18 protein-coding genes and 1 riboswitch are annotated in these 21113 nt (G+C 75.0%); all 18 genes read right to left on the minus strand.

Annotated elements, in window-relative coordinates; translation table 11 throughout:
• Window positions 1-4: 4 nt before the first annotated feature.
• Window positions 5-202 (minus strand): 4Fe-4S binding protein, encoded by a 198-nt coding sequence (locus NITAL_RS20015; RefSeq protein WP_052668008.1) that lies wholly within the window; start codon window positions 200-202, stop codon window positions 5-7.
• Window positions 199-1911: a precorrin-3B C(17)-methyltransferase gene (cobJ, locus tag NITAL_RS20020; protein WP_052668010.1), complete on the minus strand. Its 1713-nt coding sequence runs from the start codon at window positions 1909-1911 to the stop codon at window positions 199-201. The genes NITAL_RS20015 and cobJ overlap by 4 nt, the downstream gene beginning before the upstream one ends.
• On the minus strand, window positions 1908-3122 hold the full coding sequence (gene cbiE / locus NITAL_RS20025) for a precorrin-6y C5,15-methyltransferase (decarboxylating) subunit CbiE (RefSeq protein WP_169786906.1): 1215 nt from the start codon (window positions 3120-3122) through the stop codon (window positions 1908-1910). Before cbiE ends, cobJ begins: the two co-directional genes overlap by 4 nt.
• Window positions 3115-4350, minus strand: coding sequence for a cobalt-precorrin-5B (C(1))-methyltransferase (locus NITAL_RS20030; RefSeq protein ID WP_083441815.1), 1236 nt, complete (start codon window positions 4348-4350; stop codon window positions 3115-3117). The genes cbiE and NITAL_RS20030 overlap by 8 nt, the downstream gene beginning before the upstream one ends.
• Window positions 4351-4388: 38 nt before the next feature.
• Window positions 4389-5177, minus strand: coding sequence for a precorrin-4 C(11)-methyltransferase (gene cobM, locus NITAL_RS20035; RefSeq protein WP_083442262.1), 789 nt, complete (start codon window positions 5175-5177; stop codon window positions 4389-4391).
• A 32-nt stretch (window positions 5178-5209) separates the two neighbouring features.
• On the minus strand, window positions 5210-5923 hold the full coding sequence (cobI, locus tag NITAL_RS20040; RefSeq protein ID WP_052668015.1) for a precorrin-2 C(20)-methyltransferase: 714 nt from the start codon (window positions 5921-5923) through the stop codon (window positions 5210-5212).
• A complete protein-coding gene (locus tag NITAL_RS20045; protein WP_083441816.1) occupies window positions 5920-7296 on the minus strand; it encodes a cobyrinic acid a,c-diamide synthase CobB in 1377 nt (458 codons plus the stop codon). Before NITAL_RS20045 ends, cobI begins: the two co-directional genes overlap by 4 nt.
• Window positions 7293-7796, minus strand: a complete 504-nt coding sequence (gene cobO, locus NITAL_RS20050; protein WP_052669845.1) for a cob(I)yrinic acid a,c-diamide adenosyltransferase — start codon at window positions 7794-7796, stop codon at window positions 7293-7295. The genes NITAL_RS20045 and cobO overlap by 4 nt, the downstream gene beginning before the upstream one ends.
• Window positions 7797-7924: 128 nt before the next feature.
• Window positions 7925-10051 (minus strand): magnesium chelatase subunit D family protein, encoded by a 2127-nt coding sequence (locus tag NITAL_RS20055; RefSeq protein WP_052668020.1) that lies wholly within the window; start codon window positions 10049-10051, stop codon window positions 7925-7927.
• Window positions 10048-13893 carry a cobaltochelatase subunit CobN gene (gene cobN / locus NITAL_RS20060; RefSeq protein ID WP_052668023.1) on the minus strand — a complete coding sequence of 1282 codons (3846 nt, stop codon included), beginning with the start codon at window positions 13891-13893 and terminating at the stop codon, window positions 10048-10050. Before cobN ends, NITAL_RS20055 begins: the two co-directional genes overlap by 4 nt.
• A complete protein-coding gene (locus NITAL_RS20065; protein ID WP_052668025.1) occupies window positions 13890-15431 on the minus strand; it encodes a cobyric acid synthase in 1542 nt (513 codons plus the stop codon). The genes cobN and NITAL_RS20065 overlap by 4 nt, the downstream gene beginning before the upstream one ends.
• The gene (locus tag NITAL_RS20070; RefSeq protein ID WP_052668028.1) at window positions 15428-16372 is read right to left on the minus strand and encodes a cobalamin biosynthesis protein; all 945 of its coding nucleotides are present in this window, start codon (window positions 16370-16372) and stop codon (window positions 15428-15430) included. Before NITAL_RS20070 ends, NITAL_RS20065 begins: the two co-directional genes overlap by 4 nt.
• A complete protein-coding gene (locus NITAL_RS20075; protein WP_052668030.1) occupies window positions 16369-16962 on the minus strand; it encodes a histidine phosphatase family protein in 594 nt (197 codons plus the stop codon). Before NITAL_RS20075 ends, NITAL_RS20070 begins: the two co-directional genes overlap by 4 nt.
• A complete protein-coding gene (locus NITAL_RS20080; protein ID WP_052668032.1) occupies window positions 16959-17696 on the minus strand; it encodes a CbtA family protein in 738 nt (245 codons plus the stop codon). Before NITAL_RS20080 ends, NITAL_RS20075 begins: the two co-directional genes overlap by 4 nt.
• Window positions 17697-17699: 3 nt before the next feature.
• Complete coding sequence (locus NITAL_RS20085) at window positions 17700-17885, minus strand: CbtB domain-containing protein (protein ID WP_052668034.1); 186 nt, start codon at window positions 17883-17885, stop codon at window positions 17700-17702.
• 53 nt (window positions 17886-17938) lie between these two features.
• A riboswitch (cobalamin riboswitch) is annotated at window positions 17939-18093 on the minus strand.
• Between the two features lie 26 nt (window positions 18094-18119).
• On the minus strand, window positions 18120-19649 hold the full coding sequence (gene cobA, locus NITAL_RS20090; protein ID WP_052668036.1) for a uroporphyrinogen-III C-methyltransferase: 1530 nt from the start codon (window positions 19647-19649) through the stop codon (window positions 18120-18122).
• 75 nt (window positions 19650-19724) lie between these two features.
• A complete protein-coding gene (locus NITAL_RS20095) occupies window positions 19725-20552 on the minus strand; it encodes a class I SAM-dependent methyltransferase (RefSeq protein WP_052668037.1) in 828 nt (275 codons plus the stop codon).
• Between the two features lie 67 nt (window positions 20553-20619).
• Complete coding sequence (locus NITAL_RS20100) at window positions 20620-21018, minus strand: putative quinol monooxygenase (protein WP_052668039.1); 399 nt, start codon at window positions 21016-21018, stop codon at window positions 20620-20622.
• Between the last annotated feature and the right edge of the window lie 95 nt (window positions 21019-21113).

The following is a 21113-nucleotide window of genomic DNA, read 5'->3' on the forward strand; positions in this document are numbered from 1 at the left end:
CGCCTCACGACAGCAGCTCCGCGAGCGGCACGATGGCCTCGGCGGGGCACACCTCGGCGCACTCACCACAGCCGGTGCACCGGTCATCGAGCACCAGCAGCGGGACCCCGGTGCCTCGGGGAGCGACCCGGATGCAGCGCTCGGGACAGGTGGGCAGGCACGCGCCGCACGCGGTGCACGAGGTCAGGACGGTGAAGCTCACGCGGGCACCTCCGCCGTGGCGTCACCGGCGTAGCCCCGGGGGGTGACGATGCGGCCGGCGACGACCCGGCTGATCGAGGTGCCGATCAGGACCACGGTGGTCATCTGGACCTGGTCGACGTCGAGGTCGCCGAGGGTGGTCAGCACGACCTCCTGGTCCGGACGCTCGGCGTCGCGCACCACCCCGACGGGCGTGGTGGGCGGTCGATGCCGGAGCAGGATCCGACGGGCCTCGGCCAGCTGCCAGTCCCGGCCACGGCTGCGCGGGTTGTAGAACGCGATCGCCAGGTCGCTGGCGGCTGCGGCTTCGATGCGGGGCTCGATCGCCTCCCAGGGGGTCAGGAGGGTCGACAGCGAGATGCTGCAGTGGTCGTGCCCGAACGGCGCTCCGAGCAGGGCGCTGGCCGCGAGGGCGGCGGTCACCCCGGGGACGACCGACACGTCGACGTCGTCCCCGACGCGTTCGAGGGTGGGTGACGCCATGGCGTAGACGCCGACGTCGCCGGATCCGACCAGCGCGACGGCGTGGCCGGCACGTGCGAGCGCGACCGCCCGCTCCGCGCGGGCGACCTCCTCGCCGAGACCGAAGCGTTCGAGCCGGACGCCCCGCCGGGTGAACGCCGCGGCCTGGTCGACGTACGGGCCGTAGCCGATCACGACCTCGGCGTCGGCGAGCTCGGCGCGGGCCCGTGGGGTGACGAGGTCCTCGGCCCCGGGTCCGAGGGAGACGAGCACGAGCCGTCCGCGGGCCGGTCGGCGCGCGATCGCAACGGTGGCCATCGCCGTGCGGCGCTTCTCGACCACCAGGTCACCGCCGAGGTGGAGGGCAGCGGCCTCCGCGACCGACGGTGTGCCGACGGCCGCGCGGACCACGTCCGACGGGTTCGGGACGGGTGTGGCCGCCAGTTGCTCGGCCGGCAGGCACACGACGGGCCACCCGCGGTCCGCGACGGCTTCGAGGAGCCCGACCTCGTCGGCCTTCGCGTCCACGGTCGCCACGGTGTGCACCGCCGCAGGGGACAACCCGGCGTCGGCGAGGGCGGTGTCGACGAGGTCGCCGACCTCCTGCGCCGAGACCCCGCGGGACGCACCGACGCCGACCACCAGTGAGGGTGGGCGGTAGCGCACCGTCGGGACGGGTCCCGGCGTCGCGGCGATCCGGTCGGTGAGGTGCAGCAGTGGGGCGGACGGGTCGTCGGTCGTAGCGAAGGGCAGGGGTCCGAGCGGCCAGGCGGCATCGCGGACGACCCGCACCGCTCCCCCGCCGAGCAGGTGGCCGCCCACCGTCGCCAGATCCCCCTCGGCCCGCAGCCCCGTCCGGGCGCCGAGCTCGCCGAGGCTCGGCCACCCGGCAGCCTCCGAGGCGGTGGTGACCACGGGTGTGGCGTCGAGGTGGGACGCGATCCGTTCGGCCAGCGCGTTGGCGCCGCCCTCGTGGCCGCCGACCAGGGGGACGGCGAAGCGGCCGGCGTCGTCGACGCACACCACCGCGGGATCGGCGTGCTTGTCCGTCAGGTGCGGCGCGACCAGGCGGGTCGCGGCACCGACCGCGACGACCAGCACCAGCGCGTCCGCGCGCGACCACGACGCGGCGATCGCGTCGCGGGGACGGCCGTCGGCGAGGTCGGCGCCGAGGTGCCGGGCGAGGTCGACCGCGAGGTCGCGGCCGGTCGCGGTGGCCGCGACGACGACGGTGCGTGGGTGGGTCACGGTCGACGACCTCCGCAGATCAGCAGGACGGGGTTGCGAGGCACGAGGCGGTGGCCGTCGGCGAGGGGCCGGAGGTCCTGGACCTGGACCAGCTCACCGCCGGCGTCCCATCCCGCCGCGTCGAACCGGGCGAGCACCGGCCCGGCGCGTTCGAGCGTGGCCAGGGCGACCACGACCCGGTCGCGGGTGCGGGCCAGGACGAGGTCGAGCACGGCCGCGAGGTCGGGACCGCCACCGCCGACGAACACCGCGTCCGGGTCGGGCAGGTCGGCGAGGACGGCAGGTGCCGGCCCGTGCACGACCCCGACGCCGACGCCGAACCGGTCCGCGTTGGCGCGGGTGCGGGCGACCTGGTCGGCGTCACGGTCGACCGCGATCACGCCGGCGCCGAGGCCGGCGGCCTCGACGGCGACGCTGCCGGACCCGCAGCCGACGTCCCACAGCAGCCGACCCGGCCCCGCGCCGAGGCGTGCCAGCGCCAGCGCGCGGACCTCGGGTTTGGACACCTGCCCGTCGCGATGCTCGAAGGCGTCGGCGTCGCGAGCCCACGGCAGCCCGACCGGGCCGTGGCCGCGGACGGTGGCGGCACCGATCCGGGCGAGCCGTGCCTCGTCGAGGACCAGCACCACGTTGGGGTCGGCGACCTCGAGGTCCACCGCGCCGGCGAGGTCGGTGCGCTGCACCACCGCGTCGTCGTGACCGAGCCGGCTGGCGACCACCACGGTCCGCGGGCCGCAGCCGGCGGCGAGGAGCGTGTGGGCGAGCCAGGCCGGTGACCGGTCGGGTGCGGTCAGGACCGCGACCTTCGGGGCGACGAGCGCGGCGGCGATGGCGGCGCCGGGTGCCCGGCCGTGGGCCGAGACCACGGTCGCGTCCTCCCACGGCAGCCCGATCGCGGCGAAGGCCCCGGCCACGGACGAGGGGGCGGGGTGGACCCGCAGGCGGTCGGCACCGAGGTCGCGACCGAGCCGTCGCACGATGCCGAACCACCCGGGGTCGCCGGAGGCCAGCACGACGGCGGTCCCCACCGCCGCGTCGAGCGCCCCGGCGACCTGGTCGAGGTCGCCGCCGATGACGCAGGTGGCGACGCCCGGCGGCGCGAACCGCTCCAGGTGGCGCGCCCCACCGGCGACCAGCGACACGTCGCCTGGCAGCTCGGTGGCCAGCCGCCCGTCCGGGCCGACGCCGATGACTTCGATGCGTTCAGCCACGGTCGCCCTCCCCCTCGGCGGGACGGGGGTCGCGGGCGCCGATCCACGCGTCGGCGGACGTGCTCCAGGCCACGGGGGCCAGCGTGTCGAAGTCGACCAGCACGGTCGCGGTGTCCAGGGTCCCGCCGTGGTGGGCCGCCCAGCCGGCGAGGTTGGCCGCAACGTCCTCGCACAGCACGGTGCCCGCCGCCGCGGCGAGGTCGGCGGTGACCCACTGCTCGTAGGCGTGCCGGCCCGTGTTCGCGGCGGCCACGGACGCCACCAGCGCCGCGTCGCCGCCGGCCCGCTCGGTGACCTCAGCGAGGTAGCCGGTGTCGACCCGGGAGCGCGTGTAGTGGGTCATCATCACGCCGGCACCGAGCTTGGCGAGCTTGCCGGCCATCCCGACGAACACCAGGGACGGCACGCCTCGCTCGATGCACCGCTCGACCGCGGCGCCGGTGAAGTCGCCGACCTCGATGAAGCACCCGGCGTCGAGGTCCGGCCGCAGCCGCATCGCCGCCCGTTCGGTCCGCCCGCCGGTCGACAGCACGCACGCGGGGGCGTCCTGCGCGGCCATCACGTCGATCGCCTGCAGGACGGAGGCGCGCCAGGACGCCGTGGAGAACGGGCGCACGATCCCGCTGGTGCCGAGGATCGAGATCCCGCCGAGGATGCCGAGCCGGCCGTTGGTGGTGCGCTTGGCGATCTGCTCGCCGCCCGGCACCGAGATGACCACGTCCAACCCGCGCTGCGCGGGGTCGACGACCTCCTCGACCGCGATGCGGATGGTCTGCCTCGGCGTGCCGTTGATCGCGGGACCGTCGACCTCCAGCCCGAGGCCGGGCTTGGTCACCACGCCGACGCCGTCACCACCCCACAGGTGCAAACCCGGCTCGTCGGCCCAGGCGACGGTCGCCGTCAGGTGCGCCCCGTGGGTGACGTCCGGGTCGTCGCCGGCGTCCTTGATCACGACCGCCTCGGTGGCGCCGCCGTCGACGAACCCGCACCGCTCGACGGCGAACTCCTCGCGGCGGCCGACGGGCAGCCACACGTCGACCTGGCGCGGGGCGCGGCCGGTGACAAGCAGCAGCAGAGCGGCCTTGGTCGCCGCCGTCGCGCAGGTCCCGGTCGTGAACCCGGTACGCAGCGCCTTCCCGTCGCGGACCTTGGCGGTCCGGGGCAGGTCGGGCTCGACCAACGGTCGCTCCGTTGCGGGCGGTGGTCGACGCGACGCCCCGGCGTGCACGGGGCCGGCCCGTGCCGCAGGTGGTGGGGGACGTGTGGTCACGACGGTGCGCCCACTTGCGGACGGTGGGTGTGGCTGAAGCCCGGCGAGTACAGGTGGCTGCGGGTCCCGCCGCCGCGCAGCGCAGGCCCGATCAGCACCATGGTGTGCATCGTCACACCGAGGTCGCGGATCGTGGCCGCCAGCTCGTGCAGCTCGCAGGTCACGACCTGCTCGTCGGGCCACGACACGCGGTAGCCGACGACACACGGGGTGTCCGGCGCGTACCCGCCGGCCAGCAACTCCTCCTGCAGCCGCTTGCCGCGCGAGGCGGAGAGGAACAGGGCCATGGTGGTGCCGTGGGCCGCGAGCGCCGCCAGTTCCTCCCCCGGAGGCATCGGCGTGCGCGTCGCGAGGCGGGTCATGATGACCGACTGGGCGACCTCGGGGACGGTCAGCTCGCGCCCCGCGACCGCGGCGGTGGCGGCCACGGACGTCACCCCCGGGACGATCTCCCACGCCAGCCCCAGGGCGTCCGCACGCTCGATCTGCTCCTGGACGGCGCCGTAGACGCCGGGGTCGCCCGAGTGGATGCGGGCGACGACCAGCCCCTCGTCGACCGCGAGGCGGTAGACGTGCTGCACGTCCTCGAGGGTCAGGACCTTGGAGTCGAGGATCTCGGCGTCGGGCCGCGCGTGGGCGAGCACGTCCTCGTGGACCAGGCTCGATGCCCACACCACGACGTCCGCCTCGGCGATGGCCGCCGCGGCGCGGAAGGTCAGTAGGTCGGCCGCACCGGGGCCGGCGCCGACGAACCAGACCTTGGCGCGGGTGGGACCGGCGCTCACGGGCGGGGTCGTGGTGGCAGGCGGGGTGGTGGTCACGGGCGGGTCTCCCGGTCGGGGACGATGAGGACGGTCGACAGGTAGGGCGCGGGCGCGTCGGGGACGGCGTCCGCGACCGTCTCGTCGGGCAGGCCGAGCCGCGCCCCGAAGACGGCGTCGCCGAGCCGTCCCGCCTCGGCGATGACGCGACGGACCTCGGGCAGCCGGCGGCCGCCCTTGTAGAGCACGACGGTGTCGCTGTCGGCGAGCGCCGCCGCGACGTGTTCGGTCCCCGCCGTGATGGGCAGCAGGGTCAGGCGCTCGTCGTGTTCGAGCAGGACGGTGCCGCTGCGGGAGGCCAGGTCCTGCATCGCGGTGATCCCGGGGACGGTGCGGATCTGGACCTCCGGGGCGAGGGCACGGACCTCACGCACGAGCTGGCTGAAGGTGCTGTAGACGTTCGGGTCGCCGATGGTCGCGAACGCCACGGTCCCGTCCGTGCCGAGTGCGGCGACGATGCGCTCGGCGGCAGCCACCCAGCTGGCGCGCCGCTCGGGGTCCTCCAAGGCGAACGGGACGCGGGTGATCGCGGTGGCGTGCGGGACGTGGGCGCGGACGACCCGCTCGGCGTAGCCCGGTTGCCCGTCGGTGGACACCTCGGCGACCGGCACCACGATCGCGTCGGCGGCCAGCAGCGCGTCACGACCGGCGATGGTCAGCAGCGAGGGGTCGCCCGGCCCGACGCCGACCCCGATCAGGGTGGCGGTCACGCGCGCACCTCCACCCGGACGTTGCGCGCGGCCGCGGACACCAGGGCCCGCGCCAGGTGCGGGGTCCCGACCCACGAGGCGTGCAGGAAGCTGGCGTGCACCAGCCCCTCGCTGAACCCTTCGGCGCCGAGCGGCCGGCGGCCCGTCAGGTGCCAGGCCGGCCGGTCGCCGGCACGGGGCGTGACCTCGGTCCGGTGGAACTCGTGGCCTCGGGCGCCGCTGCCCGCGGGACCGAGCGCGCCGGTCGTGGCCGTGGTCGCCTCGCGGTACCCGAGCGTGAGCCGGTCGGTGAACCGTGCGCTGGCGTCGAGGACCCCGGTCATCGGCTGGTCGTCGAGGTCGCGGCACAGGTACAGCAGGCCACCGCACTCGGCGACCACGGGGCCGCCGTCCGCGACGAGCCGGCGCACGTCGGCGGCCAGGGCGGTGTTGGCGGCGAGCTGCGCCGCGTGGACCTCGGGGAACCCCCCGCCGAGGTACAGCCCGGCCGTGCCGGGCGGCAGCCTCTCGTCCCGCAGCGGGTCGAGCACGACGACGTCCGCCCCGGCCGCAGCGAGCAGTTCGCGGTGCTCCTCGTAGACGAACGTGAAGGCCGCCCCGCCGGACACGGCGATCCGTGGGCGCCCGTCCACCGGTGAACCGATCGCGTCGGCCGCGGACCAGACGTCGCTGTCGAGCGGTGATGCGGACCGGGCGAGGTGCAGGACGGCGTCGAGGTCCACGCAGCTGGTGACGACCTCGGCGAGGGCCGCGACGGCCGCGCGTGCGTCGGCGGCCCGTTCCGCGGCGGGCACGAGGCCGAGGTGGCGGGACGGGGTGGCCACCTCGTCGCGGCGGTGCATCGCGCCGACGACGGGGATCCGCAGCGGGGCGAGGGCCTCGCGCACCAGCGCCTCGTGGCTCGCGGAACCGAGGTTGTTGAGGATCACGCCTGCGAGGCGGATCGAGGGATCGAAGGTCGCGAACCCGTGGACCTCGGCGGCGACCGACCGTGACGCGGCGCCGGCATCCACGACCAGCAGGACCGGGGCGGCCACCAGCCGGGCGACGTGGGCCGTCGACGCCTCGTCGTCCGCCGCGCGCCCGTCGAACAGGCCCATGACCCCTTCGATGACCGCGACGTCGCAGCCCGCGGCGCCGTGCGCCAGCAGCGGACCGATGCGTTCGGGCCGGTGCAGGAACGCGTCGAGGTTGCGGGGCGGTCGGCCCGTCGCCACGGCGTGGTAGCCGGGGTCGATGAAGTCCGGTCCGACCTTGTGGCCCGACACCCGGTGGCCGCGGGCGGCGAGCGCCGCCATCAGCCCGGTGGCCACGGTGGTCTTGCCGACCCCCGAACGGGTGCCGGCGACCACGATGCGGGGCAGGTGGGTCACCACTCGATGCCCTTCTGCCCGCGCCACCCCTGGTCGAGCGGGTGGGCGATCTTGACCATCTCGGTGACGAGGTCCGCCGCCTCGATCAGGGGCTGCGGCGCGTGGCGGCCGGTGACCATGACGTACTGCCACCCGGGACGCTGCCGGAAGGTCTCCACCACCTCCTCGGGGTCGATCCACCCCCAGTGCATCGGGTAGGTGAACTCGTCGAGCAGGTAGAAGCGGTAGCGCTCCTCGGCGAGGCAGCGCTTGACCTCGGCCCACCCCTCGCGGGCGAGGTCGGCGGACTCCTCGAGGTCGCGGGAGGTCCAGCTCCAGCCGTCGCCCATCTTGAACCAGTCGATGCCGCCGAGCTTCTCGGCCGCGGCCTGCTCACCGACGCGCCACTTGCCGGACTTGACGAACTGGAACACCGCGATCGGCCAGTCCTGGTTCCAGGCCCGCAGCAGCATCCCGAAGGCGGCCGTGGACTTCCCCTTGCCGGTGCCGGTGTGGACCATCAGCAGCGGGGTCTCGCGCTTGCGGCGGCGCGGCTGGGTGTCGGCGGTCGCCTCCGGGGTGGCACCGTCGTAGTCGCTGGTCTTGGACTCCGGGATGGTGGGCCCCGGGGAGGTCGGGTCGGGTGTGGTCACGCGGCGTCTCCTCGGTCGGCACGTCCGGTGGCGGCGCGCACGATGCGGACGATGGGGGCGGCGGCGAGCTCGTCGAGCGCGACGCAGGGGGCCGACAGCGCGCCGGCGAGCTGTCCGGCCAGACCGAGCCGGACGAAGCCGTCCTCGGTGTCGAGCACGATCGAGGCGACCCCGCGGCCCGCGAGGGCGTGCGCGGTGCCGTGCGCCCGGGCGAGGGCGTCGGCACCGTCGTTGGCCCGGCCGTCGGTGACCACCACCAGCAGCGGCCGCCGATCGGGGTCACGGCGCTGCGCGGTGGCGATCACCTGCGCGCTGCGTTCCAGCCCGGCCGCCAGCGGCGTGCGGCCACCGGTGGGCAGCTCGGCGAGCTGGCGGTCGGCGACGTCGACGCTGGCGGTCGGCGGCAGGAGCAGGTCCGCGCCGGACCCGCGGAAGGCGACGAGGGCCACGAGGTCGCGACGCTGGTAGGCGTCGAGCAGGAGCGAGCGCACCGCTCCCTTGACCGCGGCGACCCGCTGGCGGGCGCCCATGGAGCCGGAGGCGTCGAGGCAGACCACCACGAGGTTGCCCTCGCGGCCGCGGCGGACCTGGTGGCGCAGGTCGTTGCGGTGCGGGGTCGTGCCGACGCGGCCGGCGACCGCGGCGGCACGCAGCGTCGCGGCGACGGCGAGGCGGTGCGCGGCCGGTTGCTCCCCCGGTCGGAGCGGCCGCGACCGGACGGTCGCACCTCGGTCCCCCGCCGAGGGGCTCCGTCGGCCGCTCGCGCCGCCGGTGCCGACGTCGGCGAGCACCAGCCGCGGTGCACGACCGGCGGGGCCGGCGCCCGTGACGGGCGGGGGCGAGGCAGGCCCAGCGTCCGGCGCTCCCCCGTCGGTCGCGGGCTCGCCGTCGGTGGGCGTGTCGGTGGGCGTGTCACCGGCCGTCTCGCCACCGTCGCTGCCGTCGGCCGCGGCGGGCGGTGGCCCGGCGTCCCCCCGCGCCGGTTCTCCCACCGGTTCGGGCACGTCCGCGTCGCCGTGTCGGTCCGTCCCGTCTGCCGGGCCATCGCCCCGTGCCTGCCCGTCCGTCCCCGTCGGCTGGTCGGCCGGCGGTTCCTGTAGCGGACGGTCCGGCGGTGGGGGGTCGTCGTCGCCGAGCAGCCGGTCGAGCTCGTCCTCGTCGAGGCCGGGGTCGTCGAAGGGGCCGCGGCGCCGACGGTGCGGCAGCGCGAGCAGGCAGGCCGCGCGCACGTCCGCGCGGGTGACCTCGGGCCGGCCGTGCCAGGCCGCGTGGGCGATGGCGGTCCGCGCCGCGACGATGTCGGCGCGCAGTCCCTCGACCTCGAGGGCCGCGCACACCTCGACCAGCCGCGTCAGCCACCCCTCCGACAGCCGGGTAGCGGGCAGCGCGGCGCGCGCGGCGACCACCCGTTCGGCGAGGGCGGCGTCGGCCTCGCGCCACGCGTCCGCGAAGGCGGTCGGGTCGGCCTCGTAGGCCAGGCGACGCCGGACCACCTCGGCGCGCAGCACCGGGTCGGTCGGGGCGGTCACCTCGACGCTCAGGCCGAAGCGGTCGAGCAGCTGCGGGCGTAGCTCACCCTCCTCGGGGTTCATGGTGCCCACCAGCTGGAACCGTGCCGGGTGGACGACGGACACGCCCTCGCGTTCGACCCGGTGGGTGCCGCTGGCGGCGGCGTCGAGCAGGACGTCGACGAGGTGGTCGCCGAGGAGGTTGACCTCGTCGACGTACAGGATCCCGCGGTGGGCGGCGGCCAGGAGCCCCGGCTCGAAGGCGTGGACCCCGTCGGTCAGGGCGCGTTCGAGGTCGATGGCGCCGACCACGCGGTCCTCGCTGGCGCCGACCGGCAGCTCGACCAGCGGCGTGGGCCGGCGTTCGGTCCGGCGGTCCCCGTCGCGGCAGGGCGTGCAGAGCTCGACCGGCTGCTGCGGGTCGCACCCGAGGCCGCAGCCGACCACCCCGTCGATGGCGGGCAGCAGCGCGGCCAGCCCCCGGACCGCGGTCGACTTCGCGGTGCCCTTGTGGCCCCGGACGAGGACGCCGCCCGCCCGGGGATCGACCGCACCGAGCAGCAACGCGAGGGTGAGGCGGTCCTGGCCGACGACGGCGCTGAAGGGGTAGGTCACACGCCACCCCCGACATCGCCGCCGCGGTCCTCGAGGTCGCCCTCGACGTCGAGCAGCACCTGCTGGACCTGCGCGAGCAGCGCCGGGTCGGGCTCCTGCCACATCCCGCGCTGCGCCGCCTCCAGCAGCCGCTCGGCGATCCCCCGCATCGCCCACGGGTTGGAGGTCTCCAGGAACTTGCGCACGTCGCCGTCGAGCAGGTAGCGCTCGGCCAGGGTCGCGTACTGCCAGTCCGGGACGACCCCGGTGGTGGCGTCGTAGCCGAAGAGGTAGTCGACGGTGGCGGCCAACTCGAAGGCGCCCTTGTAACCGTGACGCTGCATCGAGGCGATCCACCGCGGGTTGACCACACGCGCGCGGAAGATGCGGTCGGTCTCCTGCGACAGGTCCCGTGCCTTCGGTGACGCCGGGTCGCTCGAGTCCCCGATGACGGCGCGCGGGGCCGTGCCGGTCAGGTGCCGGATGGTGGCGACCATCCCCCCGTGCTCCTGGAAGTAGTCGTCGGAGTCGAGGATGTCGTGCTCGCGGGTATCGACGTTCTTGACCGCCACCGAGACCCGCGCGAGGTTGGCGTGCAGGTCCCCGCGGGCGGGGACGCCGTCGAGACCGCGGCCGTAGGCGTGCCCGGACCAGACGGTGTAGACCTCGGCCAGGTCGGCGGTGTCGTGCCAGTTGCGCGCGTCGATCAACGGCAGCAGCCCCGACCCGTAGGCGCCGGGCTTGGCCCCGAAGATCCGCGAGGTGCTGCGGCGTTCCGCCTCGGCAGCCGGCACCCCCTCGGCCTCGAGGCGGGCCCGGTCCGCCAGCGCGTGGGCGCGGACGTGGTTGCGGTCGGGATCCTCGCCCCGCGCCGCGACCAGCTCGACCGCGCGGTCCATCAGCGCCACGAGGTTCGGGAACGCGTCGCGGAAGAACCCGCTGATCCGGACCGTGACGTCCACGCGGGGGCGACCGAGCTGGTCGAGGTCGATCACCTCGAGGTCGATGACCCGGCGGGTCTCGGGGTGCCACACCGGCCGGACGCCGAGCAGCGCGAGGATCTCGGCCACGTCGTCGCCGTGGGTGCGCATGTTGGCGGTCCCCCACACCACGATGCCGACGCTGCGGGGCACCTCGCCGGTCTCGGCGACCTCACGCTCGATCAGCGCGTCGGCCAGCTGCTGGCCGACCTGCCAGGACAGGCGGCTCGGCAGGGCCTTGGGGTCCACCGAGTGGAAGTTGCGCCCCGTCGGCAGGACGTCGAGGCGTCCGCGGGTCGGTGACCCCGACGGGCCGGCGGGCACGTGCCGTCCGGCCAGGCCGCGCAGCAGCGCGTCGACCTCGCCGTCGCAGGCGCGGACCCGCGGTACGACCTCGTCGCAGGCGAAGCGCAGCACGCCGGCCACGGCTGCGCAGCGGCCGTCGTCCTCGCCCGGCGCCTGCGGCCCGAGCACGTCGGCCAGCGCGGCCGGGACCGTCGCTGCGTCCCACCCTCGTTCGTGCAACGCGGCGAGGAGCGCCTGTGCCAGGTGGTCGACACGGTCGAGCACGTCGCCACGCGTCGCGACCGGACCGGGCGCGAGGTCGCGCAGCCGTTCGAGGTCGAGCGCCTCGTCGTCCAGGCCGACGGTGTCGTCGACGCGTCGGCCGCCGTCCGTCAGCAGCGCCGACTCGTCGATCCCGAAGCACGCGGCGACCACCTGGCGCAGCCCCGGGACCTCGCCCTGGGGCAGGCGGAGGATCGCGCCGGTCAGGCCACGCAGCTGCTCGTCCTCGGGTGGCAGCCCGAGCACGTGCAACCCGTCACGGACCTGCAGGTCCTTGACGGTGCACAGGTAGCCGTCGACGTGGGTGATCAGCTCGCCGAACGCGTCGTCGTCCTCGGGCCGGTCACCGACCCCGAGCGAGGTGGTCACGTCGGTGGCGACGAGCAGCTCCCACACCTGCTGCTGGATGGCGGGCAGCTTGGTCGGGTCGAGCAGCTCGAGCTCGGCGTACTCGTCGAGCAGCTGCTCGAGCTGGGTGAGCTCGTCGTAGGTCTCGGCCCGCATCATCGGCGGCACGAGGTGGTCGACGACGGTGGCGTGGGCGCGGCGCTTGGCCTGCGTGCCTTCGCCGGGGTCGTTGACCACGAAGGGGTAGAACAGCGGCACGTCGCCGAGAGCGGCGTCGGTCGCGCAGGACGCCGACAGCCCCACGCCCTTGCCGGGCAGCCACTCGAGCGTGCCGTGCTTGCCGACGTGCACGATCGCGTGGGCCCCGAACCCGGCGGTCAGCCAGTGGTAGCTGGCCAGGTACTGGTGGGTCGGGGGCAGGTCGGGGCTGTGGTAGATCGTGACCGGGTCGTCACCGAACCCACGCGGCGGCTGGATCGCCAGGATGACGTTGCCGAAGCGCAGGGCGGCGGTCGCCAGGTGCTGACCGTCGGGGGTGACCAGGACCTCGCCCGGTGGTGGGCCCCACTGGTCCTGGACGGCGGCCCGCAGGTCGGCCGGCAGGGTGGCGAACCAGGCGCTGTAGTCGGCGACCGGCAGCAGCCCCTCCGCCTCGGCGAGCTGTTGCTCGGTGAGGAACTCCTCGTCGAACCCACCACGGGCGATGAGCGCGTGGATCAGCGCGTCCCCGTCCTCGAGCAGCCGCTCGTCCACGTCGGCGCCGAGGTCGTAGCCGGCAGCACGCAGGGCCCGCAGGATCCGGATGGTCGAGGCCGGGGTGTCGAGGCCGACACCGTTGCCGATGCGGCTGTGCTTGGTCGGGTAGTTGGACAGGACCAGCGCCACCCGCGTGTCGGCGTTCGGGCGGTGGCGGAGCTCGGCGTGACGCACCGCGAGCCCCGCGACCCGAGCGGTGCGTTCGGGGTCGGTGACGTAGCGGACCACGGGACCGCCGACGCGGTCGTCGTGGTCGGTGGTCTCCTTGAACGAGAACGGCACCGCGATCAGGCGCCCGTCGAACTCGGGCAGCGCGACCTGCATCGCGGTGTCCATCGGCGACAGCCCGGTGTCGCTGGCCAGCCACCGGTCACGCGACGAGGTCGAGGTCAGCGCCTGGATCACGGGGACGTCGAGGGCGGTCAGCGCCGTCGCCTGCCACGCGTCGGCGTCCGCAGCCGACGAGCCGCCGGTGGCCAGCACGGTCAGGACGAGGGCATCCGGCTGCACACCGCGCTCGCGGAGCGTGCGCAGCAACGGGACCTCACCGTCGGCCTCGGGCCGCAGCGAGTAGCAGTGCAGCCCGATGGCCTGCGCGCCCGTCGTCTCGATGGCGGTGATGAGGTCGTCGACGAAACCGGTGTTCCCGGACGTCAGGTGCGAGCGGTAGAAGACCACGCCGATCAGCGGCCGGTCCGGGTCGATCGCGGCGATCGGGTCCGGGTTCCGCGGGTGGTAGGTGCCGTGGTCGGGCAGCGCGGCCGGCGGGTCGAACCCGAGCCCGGTCAACAGGAGCGTGTCCGACAGGAACCGGACGACGTGTTCGGTGTTGACCGTCCCGCCGGCCCGCAGGTACTCGAACGCTTCGGCGACCACCGCGGTCGGCGCGGTCGATCGGTCGGTCAGCTCCGCGTCCGGCGAGGCTTCACCCGCGAGAGCGATCAGCGGCACGCCGCGCTCTTCGCAGCGGTCCGCGAGCCCGTCGAACAGGGTGGGGAACGCGGCGCGGCCACCGAGCAGCCGGACCACCACGACCGCAGCGTCCGTGAGCACGTCCTCGAGCCACGCGTCGAGGGCGTCCGGATCGTCGTGCGGCGCGCTCGCGGGGTTGCGGGCCCGGACGTTCGGCGCGTCCGACGGCAGCCGGTCGACCGCGCCGGCGGCGGCCAGCACCTCGGTGTCGGCGGTGGTGAGCAGGACGAGGGTGGTCACGCGGGCTCCGGGATCGGGGCGGGTGTGGGGGCGCCGCCGGGGGCGACGACGGGGAGGTGACGGCGTGGGCCGTGGTCGAGGATCCGACGCAACTCGGCGGCATCGAGGTGGTCGGCGACGAGGTCACCGAGGCGGTCGAGGTGGCGGGCGCGGACGGCCGCGAACGGTTCGGTCCCCGGCACCCACGCGCGGCCGGCGGCGGCCGCGACCTCACCGAGCAACGCGCGGCGGAGCCCGTCGTGCACGAACACCCCGTGCCACGAGGTCCCGAAGGTGTGGCCGACCACGCACCCCTCGGGCGTGCCGTCGGGGTGGGCGAGCCACGCGTCGCCACCCGCGACCTCGACGCGGCCGTGGCGGATCTCGTACCCGCGGGCGTCCGTGCCGTACCGCGGGCTCGTACCGGTCCGCGTGGCGAGCAGCTTGTCGGCCACGAACCGGGTGGTGACCGGCAGCAGGCCGAGCCCGTCGACGGTGCCGACACGCGACTCGACCTCGTCGTGGATCGTGCGGCCGAACAGCTGGTAGCCGCCGCAGATCCCGAGGATCGGACGACCGGCAGCGGCACGTCGCTGCAGCGCGACGTCCAGACCGCGCACCCGCAGCCACCCGAGGTCGACGACCGTGTTCTTGGTGCCGGGCACGACGACCAGGTCGGCGCGGTCGACGTCGGCGACGTCGGTGGTGAACCGCACCTGCACACCGGGTTCGGCGGCCAGGGCGTCCACGTCGGTGACGTTCGAGGACCGCGGCAGGCGGAGGACCGCCACGTCGAGGACGTCGTCGCCGAGCGGCGGGCTGGTGGGCACGCCGCGGTCGGTGGCGAGCGAATCCTCGGCGTCGAGCCACAGCCCGTCGAGGTGCGGCAGGACCCCGAGGTTCGGCCGGCCGGTCAGCTGCTCGAGTTGCTGCACGCCGGGGGCCAGGACGCCCGGGTCGCCACGGAAACGGTTGATGATCGTGCCGGTGACCAGCGCCTGGTCGGCGGGCTCGAGCAGACCGATGCAGCCGTACAGCGCGGCGAACACCCCGCCCCGGTCGATGTCGCCGACGATCAGGACGGGCAGGTCGGCGGCGCGCGCGAGCCCCATGTTGGTCACGTCGTGCGGACGCAGGTTGATCTCGGCCGGGCTGCCGGCCCCCTCGCAGATGACCACGTCGTGGCGGCGGCGCAGGTCGGCCAGGGCGTCGAGCACGATGGGGAACAGCTCGCCGCGGCGGGTGTGGTAGTCGCGGGCGCCGGCGTCGAACGCGGGCCGTCCCATCACCACGATCTGGCTGTGCCGCTCCCCCGTCGGCTTGATCAGGATCGGGTTCATGGCGGCCTCGCTCGGCACGCCCGCAGCCTCCGCCTGGGCCGCCTGGGCGCGGCCGATCTCGGCCCCGTCGTCGGCGACCGCCGAGTTCAGCGCCATGTTCTGCGACTTGAACGGGGCGACGCGAACGCCCTCGCGGGCCAGCCACCGGCAGAGGCCTGCGACCACGACGGACTTGCCCGCGTCGGAGGCGGTCCCGGTCACCAGCAGTGCGCCGCTCACCGGCGCCCCCGTTCGACCTGCGCGGCCAGGACGACGGCGATGGCCAGGGCGGCGAGGCAGACCGACCGCGACAGGCGGACCGCCGCCCGGACGTCGTCGGGCGACGGGGAGCGTCCGTGGCCGAGCGCGGGGCGACGATCGACCACGTCGCCGTAGCGGTTGGCGCTCCCCCCGAGCCGGACCCCGAGCGCCCCGGCGGTGGCGGCCTCGACCGGCCCCGCGTTGGGGCTCGGGTGGCCGGCGGCGTCGCGGCGCCACGTGGCGAGGGCGGTCCGGGGCCGCCCGCCCACGACGGGAGCGAGGGCGACGGTCAGCAGCGCGGTCAGCCGCGCCGGGACCAGGCCGAGCAGATCGTCCAGGCGTGCGCCGGCCCAGCCGAACCGGCGGTAGCGGGTGGTGCGGTAGCCGACCATCGCATCGAGGGTGTTGGCCGTCCGGTGGAGGATCACCCCAGCGGGGCCGAGCAGCGCCCCCCAGACCAGCGTGCCGACCACCGCGTCGGAGGTGTTCTCCGCGACCGATTCCAGGGTCGCCCGGCACAGCTCGCCGGCGTCGAGGTCCGCCGGGTCGCGGGCGCACAGCCACGACAGCCGGTCGCGCGCACCGTCGAGGTCGCCGGCCTCGACGCGGTCGACCAGGTCCTCGGCCACCCGGTGCAGCGAAGTGCCGCCGAGCGCCGTGGCGGTGACGGCAGCGGTCAGGGCGAGGCGGCCGCTGGGCGGCAGGCGACGCTGCAGGTCGGCGGTGACCGCGACGGCCGTGGCGACGAGGGCTGCGACGTGGATCGCTCCGGCCACCTCGTGATCGCGGTAGGTCACCCGCTCCGCCGCGGCAGCCGCTCGCCCGAAGCCGGCGACGGGGTGGAACCGGGCCGGGTCGGCGAGCAGCACGTCTGCGGCGCTGCCGAGCACCAGGCCGAACGCGACGGGGGGCGCGGTCACGGGGCCACCGCTCCGACGGGGACGTTGCAGCTGGCCACCGTCAGCCCGCCGCCGGGCCGGCCGTGCAGCTCGGTCACCGAGCACGGTGCGACGTCGATGCGCCACATCGCCGACGGCGGTGCGTCGAGGGCGTGCAGCACGGCCGCCTTGATCGGACCGCCGTGGGTGAAGACCACCGTGCGCTCGCCCGTCGCGACCAGCCGGTCGAGGACGCCGACCACGCGCTGCTGCAGACCATCGAAGCGTTCGCCGCCGTCCGGGGCGTCGCTGGCCGGGTCGGCGTACCAGGCCTCGAGGCGGGCACGGTCCTGCTTCCACAGGTCGTGAGGGTCCTGCCCGGCCCAGGTGCCGAAGTCGAGCTCGGCCAGGTCGGGGTCGACCTCCGCGTCCGGGAAGCCGGCGATCGCGGCGGTCTCGCGGCAGCGGCGGGCGCCGCTGGTCACCGCCCGGACGGCGCGCAGCTTCCCGGTCAGTCCCGTGGCCAGCTGCCGTCCGTGGTCGTCGAGCTCTTCGTCCAGCGGGAAGCGGAACGCGCGCGTCACGGGCGTCGGTGCGTGGCGCACCAGCAGCAGCGTGGTCCGCTCGTTCACGCAGGTACCCGTTCGGCGGCACGGGAGCTCAGCAACCCGAACGACACGGCGAGGCTGACCCATAGCAGGGTCTGGGTCCCGAGGGCGGCGAGGCGGAACTGCCACAGCAGATCGGCCGGGAAGTCACCCGCCGCCGCTTCGACCGGCAGCGCCCAGATCAGCGCGCCGAAGGCCAGCACGCCGAGGGCGCCGACCGCCACGTTGCGCTCCCCGGCTGACCAGCCGGCCGGCCGCCACCGACGCGCGAGCGCCCACAGGGCGGCGCTGAGCAGCAGGCTCGCGGCGATGGCACCGAGGTACCAGCCCGAGCGTGCGGCGATGGCGTCGCCGTCACCGACCGCCGGCGGGTTGGGCGGTGCGACCACGAGCGGGACGGCCACGAACGCGAGCCAGGCCACGGCACCGAGGCGCAGCGGCGTGCGCCACGGATCGGGGTCCCGCAGCCGAGGGCGCAGCAGGTGGAGGGTCAGGCCGAACAGGCCACCGAACGCGGCGCCGACCAGGGCGGTCGCCACCGGCAGGAGGGCCTGCTGGGTCGTACGAGGGACGGGGAACTCCGCCTCGGGGTCGCTCTCACCCGCGGTGGGGTGATCGGCGAGGGCTGCCTCACCGGCTTCCTCCAGGACGATCGCCTCGCGGACGGGGATCTCCCCGACCACGAACGCGAACACCCCTGCGAGGACACCGGCGAGCAACCCTGCCGCGAGGCCGCGACGGATGTGCTCGGTCAGCACGACTCAGTGGCAGGGGAACCCGAGCAGGTGCCGGGCATCGTGGAAGAGTTCGTGCAGGACGGGCGACCCGGCGGTCAGCACCCCCTGCTCGAAGCTGACGAGGGCGATGACGGCGCTGAGCGCCAGCATCCAGAGGGCGGCGGGCAGCACTTCGCTGCGGGCGCGCACGGCGACGGACACGTCGGACACGGTGGGTACCTCCCCGGGAGCTGACCACGACCCCGGTGGGCTGAGATGCGGACCAGTGTCCTGACTCACGGATCACCGCACGCCGTCCGGCCTTCCAGGTCCGTAAGGGACCCGTGACCGCTCATCGTCGCCGCGAGGTCACCCTCGTGGGACGGCGTACTCCCCGTTCACAGTGGCGGGACCGTCGCGGATTCTCACCGCGTTCCTGGCGTCACATCGAACGTGACGGCGACGCTAGTCCTCCGCGGGTGATGCTGTCCAGCCACTACCGCCATCGCGTCGCAGGAGCGAGGTGAGCGCGTCCTCGACGGCGACAGGGGTGGCGGCCGCCGCCTCCGCTGCGACCTCCAGCCCCGCGTCGCGCAGGGCGGCGGAGGTCACCGGGCCCATGGAGACCAGCGGCACCCGCGGGTCGGAGTAGGCCTCGGCGAGCAGCGGCACGAGCCGCGAGGCTGGCACGAGCCACACGTCCACGTGCACGTCGGGGACGGGCTGGGGCCGCAGCCGCGAGGTCGTGACGGCGGTGGCGTCCGGCAGCAGATCACGCGTGCGGAGGTCGGCGTCGGGCCCGAGCACGAGGACCCGGCGGTCGGGCGCCGCGTCCGGCAGGTCCGCCAACTCCCCCGCCGAGCCGACCGTGACGTCGGCGGCCAGGTGCAGGTCGCGGCGAACCTGAGCGGCGGTGCGGCGGCCGACGACCGTGAGCCGGACACCCGCCAGCGCGCGGGCGTCACCGCCGAGGTCGACCGCCGCGGCGAGCACGACCTCGAGCCCCGCGGCGTCGAGCACCACCACCTCGTCCACCCGACCGGCGAGCAGGTCAGCGGCGGCCCGGCCGATGGCGGCGACGTCACCGGGTTCCTCTCGCGCGAGGGGCACCTCGACGACGTCGGCGCCGACGGACCGCAGGTGGGCGGCGAGATCGCTGCCGCGGCGGCGGGTCCGTGGCAGCCCGACCCGTAGACCGTGGAGCGGTCGCACCTCGCGGCCGACGAGGTCGGGCAGGGCGGCGACGTCGCCGACCACGATGATCGCCGGTGGCTGGAGGTCGGCGGCGGCGACCGCGTCGGCCAGGGTGGCGAGGGTGGCGCGGACGGTGCGCTGCCGTGGGGTCGTGCCGGCGGAGACGACGGCGGCGGGCGTGCCCGGGTCGCGGCCGTGGGCGATCAGCTGCTCGCACACCGGGGCGACGCGGCGGAGGCCCATGAGGAAGACCAGCGTGCCCGGGAACGCTGCGAGGGCCTGGTGGTCGATCTGGGCGGCGTGCTTGGTCGGGTCCTCGTGCACGGTGACGACCGCGAAGCCGGTGGCGACACCGCGGTGGGTGACCGGGATGCCGGCGGCGCCGGGGACGGCGACCGCGGAGGTGACGCCGGGTACGACCTCGACGGGGATGCCCTCGGCGGCGCAGGCGGCGGCCTCCTCTCCCCCACGCCCGAAGACGAACGGGTCGCCGCCCTTGAGCCGCACGACGGCGTGGCCGGCTGCGGCGCGTTCGCGCAGCAGGGTGTCGACCTCGTCGCGGCCGACGCCGGGGTCGCCGTAGCGCCGCCCGACGTCGATGAGGTCGGCGTGGTCGGGCACCAGCGCGAGCGCCTCGGCGGGGGCGAGCCGGTCGTAGGCGACCACGTCGCAGGTCGACAGCACCTGCGCCGCACGCAGCGTCAGCTGCCCGACGTCGCCTGGTCCGGCGCCGACGAGGTGGACCACCCCCGGTGTGGCCGGCGGACCACCGAGCGCGAGGAACGGGGGTTGGTTGGTCACGCTGCCTCCTCGCGGCTCGGGAGGCGCGGACCGTAGCCCGGCGTCGCCGACACCAGGAGCTCGCCCGGACCGGCGTCAGCTCGGTCGAGGTTCGCGTGGCGCCTTGCGGGCGAGGATGAGGAGGAAGTCCCACGACGTGCGGTAGGTACCGTCCTCGGCCTCGTTCGACGCTTCGACCGCGCGCCGGAAGTCGGCGTGGACCCGGTCCCACCGGCCCATCGCCTTGAGCGTCTGACGTGCTCTGCTGAAGCCTCCTGAGTTCTCGAGCGCGAACGATTCGAACGCCGCGTTCGATGCGAACCGCACGGGGAAGTCATGGCGTTGGAGCTCGAGCGTGACGTCGTGGCTGGCGAAGAGCGCGCGCACGTGGTCTGGGTCGCCCCATCGGATGAAGGGCGTCACGAACGGCGGGGGCGGCGGTAGTTGCGTGGACAGCGGCGAGAAGGTGACATCGGCGGTGCCACCGGGGATCCACGCGGTCACCGCGATGGTGCCGCCCGGCCGGCACACACGCACCAGTTCGCCCGCGGCGACCTCGTGGCGGGGCGCCATGATCGCCCCGAAGCTGGAGAGGACCACGTCGAAGGATGCGTCATCGAACGGCAACTCCTCCGCGTCGCCGGTCACCAGTTCGACCGTGACTCCCGCCTCGGTCGAACCGCGACGGGCCTCACCGAACCAGGCGTCGGTGAGATCCACCCCGACGACGTCCGCGCCGGCCTGTGCGGCGAGCACGGCGACGCTGCCGGCACCGGTCGCCACATCGAGGATCCGCTGACCCGCCGCCACGCCTGCAGCCTGGACCAGGAGGTCTGCTGCCGGCTCGAGCAGGCGTCCCACCGGCCGGTAGTCACCCTCCGACCAGACCTGCCGCTGGACGGCCTTGAACTGCTCGATGTCCACCCGTGGCCTCCCATCACCCCACGTTCGTCGGCGGTCTGGCGTTCGAGGTGCCGTCCGGTAGATCGTGTCAGCCCGTGGCTGGCGCGCGGAGCCGGTCGAACCCGGCGAAGGGGCGTTGGATGCTGACCGGAACCCCGTCACCGGCGAGCTTGCGCATCATGGTCAGCACCGCGTCGGTCGGTTCACCGAAGACCTGGATCGAGACCGTCTCCTCGAGGTAGTCGGTGTAGGCGTCACCGATGTGCTGGTGGGCGATCTGCATGTGCAGGCCCATCGACTCGGCGTTGGGGTGCACCTGCACCACGCTGACGTGTTCCGCGTCCTCGTCGAGGTAGAAGGTGAAGACCTGAAGCTGGGGTTCCTGCTCGTCGATGAAGCGGGCGAAGTCGGCGACGTGCTGTTCGTAGGCTTCGCGCTTGCCTTCCTTGAGCCGGTGCGTGCCGATGAAGATGAACGGTTCGCTCATGATGCGCCTCCAGCTACCCGGGCGGGGTCCCAGCGAGGGGCCCCCATGGCGGTCCATCCGCCCACGACGCATACTGGATGGGCTGGCTAACGAGC

It is taken from the genome of Nitriliruptor alkaliphilus DSM 45188, assembly GCF_000969705.1.
In the GTDB taxonomy this organism is placed as follows: domain Bacteria; phylum Actinomycetota; class Nitriliruptoria; order Nitriliruptorales; family Nitriliruptoraceae; genus Nitriliruptor; species Nitriliruptor alkaliphilus.

Coding starts and splice junctions, on each gene's coding strand:
- cobO (WP_052669845.1), bottom strand. CDS start 7,796: ATGGTCCACACCGGCACCGGCAAGGGGAAGTCCACGGCCGCCTTCGGG.
- NITAL_RS20100 (WP_052668039.1), bottom strand. CDS start 21,018: ATGAGCGAACCGTTCATCTTCATCGGCACGCACCGGCTCAAGGAAGGC.